General features: G+C 61.9%; 11 protein-coding genes. 6 read left to right on the top strand and 5 right to left on the bottom strand.

The annotated features are described in order from the left end of the window. From NW863_RS01195 to cysW, 5 genes are all read left to right on the top strand, one after another. Nucleotides 1-993 (top strand): GNAT family N-acetyltransferase (locus NW863_RS01195; RefSeq protein ID WP_414363941.1); only part of this gene is annotated, 993 nt, incomplete at its 5' end. 121 nt (nucleotides 994-1,114) lie between these two features. Further along, complete coding sequence (locus NW863_RS01190; protein WP_414363940.1) at nucleotides 1,115-2,215, top strand: sulfate ABC transporter substrate-binding protein; 1,101 nt, start codon at nucleotides 1,115-1,117, stop codon at nucleotides 2,213-2,215. A gap of 146 nt (nucleotides 2,216-2,361) precedes the next feature. Beyond that, nucleotides 2,362-3,441, top strand: coding sequence for a sulfate/molybdate ABC transporter ATP-binding protein (locus tag NW863_RS01185; RefSeq protein ID WP_414363939.1), 1,080 nt, complete (start codon nucleotides 2,362-2,364; stop codon nucleotides 3,439-3,441). Between the two features lie 6 nt (nucleotides 3,442-3,447). After that, nucleotides 3,448-4,260: a sulfate ABC transporter permease subunit CysT gene (cysT, locus tag NW863_RS01180; protein ID WP_414363938.1), complete on the top strand. Its 813-nt coding sequence runs from the start codon at nucleotides 3,448-3,450 to the stop codon at nucleotides 4,258-4,260. Then, complete coding sequence (gene cysW / locus NW863_RS01175; protein ID WP_414335334.1) at nucleotides 4,250-5,089, top strand: sulfate ABC transporter permease subunit CysW; 840 nt, start codon at nucleotides 4,250-4,252, stop codon at nucleotides 5,087-5,089. The genes cysT and cysW overlap by 11 nt, the downstream gene beginning before the upstream one ends. A 103-nt stretch (nucleotides 5,090-5,192) precedes the next feature. Here cysW and msrA read toward each other — a convergent pair whose 3' ends face one another. The 3 genes from msrA to sfsA form a co-directional block, all read right to left on the bottom strand. After that, a complete protein-coding gene (msrA, locus tag NW863_RS01170) occupies nucleotides 5,193-5,861 on the bottom strand; it encodes a peptide-methionine (S)-S-oxide reductase MsrA (protein ID WP_414335345.1) in 669 nt (222 codons plus the stop codon). A gap of 96 nt (nucleotides 5,862-5,957) precedes the next feature. Beyond that, nucleotides 5,958-6,743 carry an exodeoxyribonuclease III gene (gene xth, locus NW863_RS01165; protein WP_414363937.1) on the bottom strand — a complete coding sequence of 262 codons (786 nt, stop codon included), beginning with the start codon at nucleotides 6,741-6,743 and terminating at the stop codon, nucleotides 5,958-5,960. Between the two features lie 24 nt (nucleotides 6,744-6,767). Next, nucleotides 6,768-7,487, bottom strand: coding sequence for a DNA/RNA nuclease SfsA (sfsA, locus tag NW863_RS01160; RefSeq protein ID WP_414335331.1), 720 nt, complete (start codon nucleotides 7,485-7,487; stop codon nucleotides 6,768-6,770). A 192-nt stretch (nucleotides 7,488-7,679) separates the two neighbouring features. Between sfsA and NW863_RS01155 the strand changes: the two genes are divergently transcribed. Continuing rightward, nucleotides 7,680-8,276, top strand: a complete 597-nt coding sequence (locus NW863_RS01155; RefSeq protein ID WP_414363936.1) for an NYN domain-containing protein — start codon at nucleotides 7,680-7,682, stop codon at nucleotides 8,274-8,276. A 35-nt stretch (nucleotides 8,277-8,311) separates the two neighbouring features. On the opposite strand, the gene cbiE is transcribed toward NW863_RS01155, so the two are convergent. Beyond that, the gene (gene cbiE / locus NW863_RS01150) at nucleotides 8,312-9,559 is read right to left on the bottom strand and encodes a precorrin-6y C5,15-methyltransferase (decarboxylating) subunit CbiE (protein ID WP_414363935.1); all 1,248 of its coding nucleotides are present in this window, start codon (nucleotides 9,557-9,559) and stop codon (nucleotides 8,312-8,314) included. Beyond that, nucleotides 9,560-10,393, bottom strand: a complete 834-nt coding sequence (locus tag NW863_RS01145) for a hypothetical protein (RefSeq protein WP_414363934.1) — start codon at nucleotides 10,391-10,393, stop codon at nucleotides 9,560-9,562. Between the last annotated feature and the right edge of the window lie 14 nt (nucleotides 10,394-10,407).

Genomic DNA, 10,407 nt, shown 5'->3' with positions numbered 1-10,407 from the left:
GAGAAAGCAGGGCCAGAGCACTTCCAAGGGGTGACGGTGCAGCCGATGATCCGCACCGACGGCTACGAGCTGATCCTGGGCAGCAGCGAGGATCCCCAGTTTGGGCCGGTGTTGCTGTTTGGCAGCGGCGGCCAACTGGTGGAGGTGTTCCAGGATCGCGCCATTGGCCTTCCCCCCCTCAACACCACCTTGGCGCGCCGCCTGATGGAGAATACCCTCATCTACAAGGCCCTCAAGGGGGTGCGGGGGCGCCGAGCCGTCAATCTGGAAGCGCTGGAACAGCTTTTGGTGCGCTTCAGCCAACTGGTGGCCGAACAGCGGCAGATCCAAGAGATCGACATCAACCCCCTGCTGGCCTCGGGCGAGCAACTGCTGGCTTTGGATGCCCGCGTCATTTTGCGCTCGGAGCAAGAACCCCCCGTACCGTTGGCCATCCGCCCCTACCCCAGCCAGTACAGTTGGCCCTTCCGCGAGGGCATCACCATCCGCCCCATCCGTCCCGAAGACGAGCTGCTGGTGATCCAGTTTCACCGCCACGTCTCCGACTACAGCATCTACCTGCGCTACTTCCACCCCATCAAATACAGCGCCCGCATCGCCCACGAGCGCTTGGTTCGCATCTGCTTTAACGACTACGACCGCGAGATCGCCCTGGTGGCGGAAAAACAGGAGCCAGAAGCTACAATCCTCGGCATCAGCCGCCTCTCCAAAAAACACGGCCTTCCCGAAGAAGCCGAGTTTGCCCTGTTGGTGGCGGATCCCTACCAAAGACAGGGGATCGGCACGGAGCTGCTGACCCGCCTGATTCAGGTGGCCCGCTGCGAAGGGATCCGGCGCCTCACCGGCGAGGTGCTCAGCGAAAACGAGGGCATGCGCCGCCTCTGCAGGCGCTTGGGGTTCCAGTTGCTCCCCTCTTCAGAGGATCCCGGCCTCCTCAGGGCCACGCTGGATCTTGCTGCCGATGCGGCGCTCCCCACCCCCTGCCCTGCCTAGGGATCCCTGGCCCTAAAAACGGTTTGCCGACCGGCTTACCGTAGAATGTGAAGAGCGGCAGCCAGCCTCACGGGTTGCAAAGCCCTTCAGCTCCCCTCTCCCTTTGGGAGAGGGGCTGGGGGTGAGGGACACAGAAGTGGAGAAGTTTTTGGGGATAGGGGTGAACATGGAAGGGACAGCAGGGAACCCATTGGGGATCCCCTCACCTGTCGCGGTGGTCTGGTTTGGGAGAGTGGGGCGGTGGCTGGCGGTGGGATCCCTGCTCCTGGGACTCCTGCTGGGGCTGGGCGGCTGTGGCGTGGGATCCCAAGGGGAAGTGAGGATTCTCCTAGCTTCTTTTGCGGTGACCCGCGATGCCTACCGGCAGATCATCCCTGCCTTTGAGGCCCACTGGCTGGCCCAGACCGGCCAACGGGTGCGCGTAGAAAGCAGCTACGCCGGCTCGGCCACACAAGCGCGGGCGGTCATTGACGGGCTGGATGCCGATGTGGTGGCTCTGGCCCTGGGCCTGGATGTGGAGCGCCTTGTGGCTGCCGGTCTCGTTCGACCAGGCTGGGAAAGCCGCACGCCCAACCAAGGGATCGTCACCCGCTCAGTGGCGGCAATCGTCACGCGGCAGGGCAACCCCCACGCTATCCACTCTTGGCTGGATCTGGCCCAGCCTGGCTTGCAGGTGATCACCGCCAACCCCAAAACCTCAGGGGGCGCCCGCTGGAACTTTTTGGCCCTCTGGAGTGCTGTCCCTGAACCCCAGGCCCTGGCCTTCACCACCCAGGTCTACAAAAACGTCCGCGTCCTGCCGCGGGACTCGCGGGAAGCCACCGATGTCTTTTTCCAAAAAGGGCAGGGGGATGCCCTGCTCACCTACGAACAGGAGGTGATCCTGGCCGGCCTGCGCGGCCAGCCCTTGCCCTACGTGGTGCCGGATCCCAACATTTCCATCGACAACCCCGTAGCCGTGGTGGATGCCACGGTGGAGCGAAAAGGAACCCGCGCCGTGGCCGAAGCCTTTGTGAACTACCTGTTTACTCCAGAAGCGCAACGGGCCTTTGCCGAGGTGGGTTTCCGTCCGGTGGAGCCGACGGTGGCGCAAGAGTTTGCCTGGCGGTACCCTCCCATTGAGAAGCTGGTAACCGTTGCCGATCTGGGCGGCTGGGAAGCAATCCAAAACCGCTTCTTTGCCGATGGGGCTGTGTTTGACCGCATCCAAGCTGGGTTGTAGGGAGCCTCCCTTGTTTTGCATCCCCATTCAAGGTATGCTGGGAGCAGTATCAACGGTTTGTTGACAGGTTTACCGTAGATTAGAGGCTCCCTACCTCCTCAGGGATAGGCAGCGCCATCCGGCCAACCCTTAGCTAGGCAGAACCTATGGGCATCACCATTGCAGGGGTATCGAAGCGTTTTGGCCAGTTTCAGGCTCTCCACCCTACGGATCTCACCATTCCCACGGGATCCCTGGTTGCCCTGTTGGGACCGTCGGGTTCCGGCAAATCTACCCTCTTGCGCCTGATTGCCGGCCTAGAAAAGCCGGACACGGGGCGGATTTTCCTCACCGGGCGGGATGCCACGCATGCCAGCGTCCAGGAGCGCAACGTCGGCTTTGTCTTCCAGCACTACGCCCTGTTCAAGCACATGACGGTGCGGCAGAACATCGCCTTTGGCCTGGAGATCCGCAAAGCTTCGCGGGCTGAGATCCGGGCACGGGTGGACGAGCTGCTGGAGCTGGTGCAACTGTCGGGGTTGGGGGATCGCTACCCCTCACAGCTTTCGGGGGGACAGCGGCAGCGGGTGGCTCTGGCCCGCGCCTTGGCGGTGGAGCCGCAGGTGTTGCTCCTGGATGAGCCCTTTGGGGCGCTGGATGCCAGAGTGCGCAAGGAGCTGCGCCAGTGGCTGCGGCGCCTGCACGACGAGGTACACGTCACCACCGTCTTGGTCACCCACGACCAAGAGGAAGCCATGGAGGTGGCCGACCAAATTGTGGTCATGAACCAGGGGCGGATCGAACAGGTGGGATCCCCTGCCGAGATCTACGATCACCCGGCCACTCCCTTTGTCATGAGCTTCATCGGCCCGGTCAACGAGCTCTCTCCCCGCTCCCTGTTATCTTGCCAGCTTCCCGAGGCCCAGGCGGGCCCGCACCAGCTCTTCTTGCGCCCCCACGATGTGCAGATCGAGGTCAACCCCAATAGCAGCGGCGTCTCGGCTTGGGTCAAAGAGATCATCCACCTGGGGCGGGAGATCCAGGCGGAGCTGATTCTAAGCGATGGCGGATCCCTGTGGGCCCACCTCAGCCGCGAGCAATATGCCAGCCAGCCGCTGCAGGTGGGGCAGCAGGTCTATGTCCGCCCCAAGGTGGTCAAGGCCTTTCCCCTCAAAAAAAACGATAAGAAAACTGCCATGACCCCGCTGGCAATGGCGGGACGGAGTCCGATGTCGCTGGGAGCTTGAGGAAAGTTGCAGCAAGCCGGGTTTCAACTGTCTTGGCCGTGGCGGCTGAGCTTGGGCTATCTCTTCCTAATGTTGGCCTTGCCGCTGGCGGCCTTGATCGCCAAGTCCAGCAGCGTCGGCTGGGCGGAGTTCTGGCGGATCGCGACGGATCCGGTGGCCCTCTCCGCCTATGAGGTTACTTTTGTAACCGCGCTGCTGGCGGCTTTGGTTAACGGCGTAATGGGCACCCTGACGGCTTGGGTGTTGGTGCGCCACGCCTTCCCCGGCAAAAAGCTCCTCGAGGGGTTGATCGATCTGCCCTTTGCCCTGCCCACGGCTGTGGCCGGCCTCACCCTGGCAACCGTTTACAGCAGCAACGGCTGGATTGGATCCCTTTTGGCCCCCTTGGGGATCCGCATTGCCTTTACCCGGCTGGGGGTGGGGGTGGCGATGCTGTTTATCTCTTTTCCCTTTGTGGTGCGGACGGTACAGCCGGTGCTGCAGGAGCTGGAACGAGATGTGGAAGAGGCGGCCTGGAGCTTGGGCGCCTCCCGCTGGCAGACCTTCTGGCGGGTGGTGCTGCCCCAGATTTTGCCCGCCGTGTTGACCGGCGTAGCCCTAGGGTTTTCCCGTGCTGTGGGTGAATATGGCTCCATTGTTATCATCGCCTCTAGCATCCCCTTCCGGGATCTCATCGCGGCAGTGCTGGTGATCCAGCGGCTGGAACAGTACGACTATGCCGGGGCAACGGTGATCGGGACGGCGATGCTGGGGATCTCGTTCTTGTCGCTGGTGGTGATTAACCTTCTGCAAGCCTGGGGAAGTCGCCATGAAACCTGACGGGATAGCGGGTGTCCAACCGGAGCCATCGACAAACCCTTGGCTGTCGGGCCTGTTGATCGGCATTGTCGGGCTCTACATCGCCCTGCTGCTTGGGATCCCGGTGGTGAACATCTTTTATCAGGCGTTTCGAGAAGGGATCCCAGCTTTTCTCCAGCACCTGACCGAGCGGGAGCTGCTCAGCGCCCTCCGATTGACGGTGCTGACGGCGCTGGTTGTTGTTCCCCTCAATACTTTTTTTGGCCTCTGCGCCGCCTTGGCCTTGGCTCGCCGCCGTTTTCCGGGGCGGGCTTTGCTGCTCAGCTTGATCGATCTGCCCTTTTCCATTTCCCCGGTGGTGGCCGGCCTGATGCTGGTGCTCCTCTTTGGCCGTCAGGGTTGGCTGGGATCCTGGAACCTGCGGGTCATCTTTGCCTTTCCGGGCATTGTGCTGGCCACGGCTTTCATCACGCTCCCTTTTGTGGTGCGGGAGGTACTGCCGGTGTTGGAAGAGGCCGGCAGCGAGGAAGAAGAAGCCGCCAAAACCCTGGGGGCCAATTCCTGGCAGATCTTCTGGCGCATCACCCTACCCAACATCCGCTGGGGACTCCTGTACGGGGTCATCCTGACCAATGCCCGCGCCATGGGGGAGTTCGGCGCTGTCGCGGTGGTCTCTGGCAACATCATTGGCCGCACCCAGACCCTTCCCTTATTTGTGGAAGATGCCTACCGCAGCTATGCCACGGGCTCGGCCTATGCGGCGGCAGTGGTGCTCTCCTTGCTGGCGGTGGTAACCCTGGTGGCCAAGGAGCTGCTGGAGCGGGGATCCCCTTCCCGCCGCATCTTCTAGAGGTCTGTTGGGATCTTTGCAATCAACGCTCTAACCCCCCTCTCCCTGAGGGAGAGGGGCCGGGGGTGAGGGCAGCCATGACCGCCATCGGCCAGGGTGTGGCTTAGACAGACTCGGTGAGGATCTCGGGCAGACAAACCTGGGTGCCCCCCAGGCCGCAGTAGCCGCGTGGGTTTTTGGCCAGGTACTGCTGGTGGTAGTCTTCGGCGTAGTAGAACTCTGGGGCGTCCAGGATCTCAGTGGTGATTTGGCCGTAGCCGTGGGCGCTCAGAGCCTGCTGGTAGAGATCGCGGGTTTTTTCCGCCAGCTCCCGTTGTGCCGGGGAATAGACGTAGATGCCGGAGCGATACTGGGTGCCCACATCATTGCCCTGGCGCATCCCTTGGGTGGGATCGTGGTTTTCCCAAAACACCTTCAAAAGCTGCAGGTAGCTAATCTGGCTGGGATCGTAAACCACCCGCACCACCTCGTTGTGGCCAGTCAAACCGGTGCAAACCTCCTCATAGGTGGGGTTGGGGGTATACCCGCCAGCGTAGCCCACGGCAGTGGTGAACACCCCGGGCAACTGCCAAAACTTGCGCTCCGCTCCCCAAAAGCAGCCCATGCCGAACAGGGCCAGCTCCATGCCCTCGGGAAAAGGGGGCTTTAGGGGCGTGCCCTTGACGTAGTGCCGGTTAACGATTGCCATTGGCTCGGAGCGGCCCGGCAAAGCCTCTTCCGGCGTGGGCAAGGTCAGCTTCTTGCTCAGTTTGCCAAAACCAAAGAGCGCCATGGCGGTAGCCCGATACATTCGTTAACATCTACCAGCCTAGCGTAGATAGCCGCTCTTGTCTCGAGAAAAGATTGGCAAGGGAGCGGCCTGGGGATTTCAGACCGCCAGCTCCACAACCACAGGGGCATGGTCGCTGGGCTTTTGTAGCCGCCGCGGCTCGACGTCGATCCAGCAGGCAGTGACCTTGTCCTGGAGCGGGGGAGAAAGGTAGAGGTGGTCGATGCGCCAGCCGCGATTCTTCTGAAACCCTCCGGCCCGGTAGTCCCACCAGCTAAAATGTCCGGGATCCGGGTTAAACTTGCGGAAGGCATCCTCAAACCCCAAAGCCAGGATCTCCCGCAGGGCCTGCCGTTCTGGCTCCGAGGCCATGATTTCTCCGGCCTTTTGGGGATCGTAGATATCGCGGTCTTCCAGGGCAATGTTAAAGTCCCCACAGAGCAAGATGGGATCCCCTTGGCTGAGGGCAACGGCCAGGTAGTCCTTCAGCGTGGCCAGCCAGCGCAACTTGTAGGCGTACTTGTCGGATCCCACCGCCTCGCCGTTGGGCACGTAGAGGTTGAGAATGCGGATCCCGTGGTAGAGGGCGCCGATCAGCCGCTTTTGCTCGTCCAGGTCTGCAGCCGCCGACAGCAGCGCGCCAAACCCTCGCTCCACCTTCTCCGGCACCTCCCGGCTGATTACGGCCACGCCGTTGTAGGACTTTTGCCCGTACACCTCCACATGAAAGCCTCGCTCCTCGAAGGGGGCGCGGGGAAAGTCCTCATCCACCACCTTGGTCTCCTGCAAGCAGAGCACATCCAGGGATCCCTGCTTGTCTAGCCAAGCCAAAACTTGCGGCAACCGGGTGCGAATGGAGTTGACATTCCAGGTGGCCACTTGCATAGCAGCAGGTTCCCAAGACAACGCTCAGGCCACCATTTTGGCCAAACCCAGGGGATGGATCCCCTGGGGCGAGACTGCGATCCGGTAGGGCAACACCTCGACCCCCGCCTGCAGCGCCTGGCGAAACAGATGGGCATAGCGGGGATCCCGTTCTGCGCCAGGGGCGAACTCGGTGCAATCGGCACGGTTGATCCAGTACAGCAGCAGAGCCCGCTGCCCTTGCCGGCGGATCTCAATCAAATCTTCCAGGTGTTTTTGCCCGCGAGTCGTCACCGTATCCGGGAAGAGGGCGCGGGATCCCACGGCCCAGGTGGTATTTTTAACCTCTAGGTAGGCCAAGCCAGAGTCTCCTATCAGCAGGAAGTCGATTTTGCTCCTGCCGCAGGTCACTTCCCGTTGCCAACGAGAAAACCCCGCCAACTGGGGAAACCACCCTTGTTCCAGCCCCCATTCCACCAGGCGATTGGGCAGGCCGGTGTTGATCCCCACCCACACTCCTTCCACCTGGATCATCTCCCAGGTGTAGGCCAATTTGCGCTTAGGATCGGGGTGATGGGAGAGGTACACAGGTGCCCCTACCTGGCAAACCCCCGTCATCGGCCCGGTGTTGGGGCAGTGAGCGGTTACCTGTTGCCCATTTTCCAGCTCCACCTCGGCAAAGAAGCGCTTGTAGCGGCTGCGCAACACCCCTCTGTGCAGGGAGGTCGGGAAACGATAGGGCAGCGCCCCCTGTTGGCCTGTCATTCGCAAGAGCTCTCCGATAAGTATTTTTTCTTTAGGATTTTGGAAGTCTTCCAGGGGTGGGGTGTTTCCTGCGCTAGGGTAAATGACGTATCTCCCCGGCCAGGGCCTTTTTTTGCCGATGCCTTGTTCCTATACCTCTCAATATCCTATCTTTTTCTATCCCTTTGCCAAAACTTGGAGAAGAAAGCCCGAATGTTGCGTCTTGATCCTGAGCCCGGCTTTCAGCCCCCGGATCCCTTCCAGGACAACCGCGGTCGCGTGGCCATCTTCATCGACGGATCCAACCTCTTCTATGCCGCCCTGCAGATGGGCATTGAGATCGACTACACCCGCCTGCTGAAGACGCTGACCGGCCGTTCTCCCCTTCTGCGCTCCTTCTTCTACACCGGCGTCGATCGCAACAACGAAAAGCAGCAGGGGTTTTTGCTCTGGATGCGTCGCAACGGCTACCGCGTGGTTACCAAAGAGCTGACCCAACTGCCCGATGGATCCAAGCGGGCCAACCTGGATGTGGAAATTGCTGTGGACATGTTGTCGCTGGTGCGTTGGTACGAGACGGCAGTGCTGGTGAGCGGCGATGGGGATTTGGCCTACGCGGTCAATGCCGTCAGCTACCAAGGGGCACGGGTGGAGGTGGTCAGCTTGCGTTCCATGACCAGTGACCAACTGATCAACTTGGCAGATCGCTACATCGACCTAGAATCCCTCAAAGACCAAATTAAGAAGACCAATCGCCCCTCCTATCTGTACCGACCCGGGTTCACCACCGACGAGGAGGATGAGGGGTAATTTTTCTCTCACCCCCCCACCCCAAAGGAGGGAGTTCAGCGAGATGGCAAAGTTGAAGGGATCCCCTGCAGCAGGTAAACGGGGTTAAGGGGGGCGAAGCGGGTGCCTTCTGCCAGGGCTGTGGAGCGGGAGATCTGGATGTGTTCTAGCCGCACCTGCCAGCCCTGCGAGCGCAGCCATTGCAGGGTTTCGCTGCAGGTTTCCAGAGTGGCAAAGTTGGCCACCAAGATCCCCTCAGGCCGCAGGCGGGCCGCCACCACCGGCAGCAGATCGCGGATCCCTTTGCCGCCTCCCCCCAGCAACACCCGATCGGGATCCGGCAAGTCGGCCAGCACCTGGGGCGCTGCCCCGGGGATCACGTGCAGGTTCTCCAGGCCGAAGCGTTGGCGGTTGCGCCGGATGAGACAAATACCCATGGCGTTGCGCTCAACGGCATAGACCTGGAGCTGGGGGGAGAGGCGGGCAATCTCTACGGCCACGGAGCCGGTGCCGGCCCCGACATCCCACACCACTCCCTGCCGCGGCAATTGCAAGGCCCCCAGGGTGAGCAGGCGGATGGGTTGCTTGGTGATCAGGCCGGGCTGGTCGGGAAAGGTGTGGAACTGATCGTCGGGGATCCCGACTAGGGGCCAGCGGCGGGGATCCGGTTCCGGGTCAACGCGGCGCAACACCACCAGATTGGGGCTGGGGAAGGCGGAGTTCTCACCTTCCTGCAGAGGCAGGATCTGCTCGTGGGGGGATCCCAGTTGGCTGCATACCCAGCCCTGGTAGCGCACCGGCAACTGCAGGTCGGCAATGAACTGGGCCAAGCTGGCTGGCGTGTGCTCTGGGTCGGTAAGCACCACAATCACAGGGGATCCCTGTTTGAGAGCGGGTTCCAACGGCTCCATTCCCCGCCCGTGCAGACTGAGAATGGTGGCCTCCTGCCAGGGGATCTGCAGGCGGTTGAGGGCCAACTGCACCGAGCTGACTTGGGGGTAAAAAGCCAGTTGCTCCGCCGGGAAATACTGGGTCAGCAGGCGCCCAATCCCAAAAAACAGGGGATCCCCGCTGGCCAATAAAACCAGGGATCCCTGTGCCAGCTCCTTTTGCAAAAGCGGGATCCAACTTTCCACCGATCCAGTAAGCCGGATCTGGCGAGCCGGATGGTCGGCAAAGTGCTGCAGCAGGCTGGGGGGCCCGGCCAGGGTTTGCGCTTGGGAGAGGGGGGGAATCGCCCAAGAGGCCACCGAGCCATCTCCAGCTACCCCTACGACCGCAAGCTGAGGCAACCGGCTCGCCATCTAGCGTTCGACAGGCGGGTGGTACTGGCGCATGTGGTTGAGAAAATCCAGGCGCAGCTCCGCTACCTCCCGCTGCATCTCCCGCATTTCCCGAATAAAGCCCAGATGAGCCTCGATCAGGCGGCCATCCCGCTCCCGAAATTGCTCCATCATCATGGCTTGCGCTTCCCTCAGCTCGGCAAACCCGGCCTGCATATCGCGGCGAGACTCCTGGATGGCCCTCTCCAGCTCATCTCCCCGCTCTTCGTTCTGGCGAATCCGCTCCTGGTTGTGCTGAATTAACGCCCGGATCTCCTGGATTTCGGTCTGGAGCTGGGCCTCGATGGCCTGCCGCTCGGCTCGCATTGCAGCCATCTGGGCCTCAAAGCGCTCGGCGGCCCGCTGCTGTTCGGCCCGGATCTCGGCGATCTCGGCGGAGAAACGCTCAGCGGCCCGCTGCTGCTCAGCTCGGATCTCGGCGATCTGAGCTGCAAAGGCCTGTCGCATTTCCGTCATCTGGGCCTCAAAGCGCTCGGCAGCTTGTTGCCGCTCGGCCCGGAGTTCGGCGATCTCGGCGGAGAAACGCTCAGCGGCCCGCTGCTGCTCGGCTCGGATCTCGGCGATCTGGGCTGCAAAGGCCTGTCGCATTTCCGTCATCTGGGCCTCAAAGCGCTCGGCGGCCCGCTGCTGCTCAGTTCGGATCTCGGCGATCTGGGCTGCAAAGGCCTGCCGCATTTCCGTCATCTGGGCCTCAAAGCGCTGGGCGGCTCGCTGCTGCTCAGCCCGCAGCTCTTGAAGCTCTTCTTGTTGGAGCTGAAGGTTGCGGATCAGCCACTCCTCTTGTTCGGGGGTCATGGGAAAGGCCTGAA

The sequence above is a fragment of the Synechococcus sp. B60.1 genome (assembly GCF_047462555.1).
Lineage (GTDB): Bacteria > Cyanobacteriota > Cyanobacteriia > Thermostichales > Thermostichaceae > Thermostichus.
This window is presented reverse-complemented; position numbering and strand designations above follow the sequence as displayed.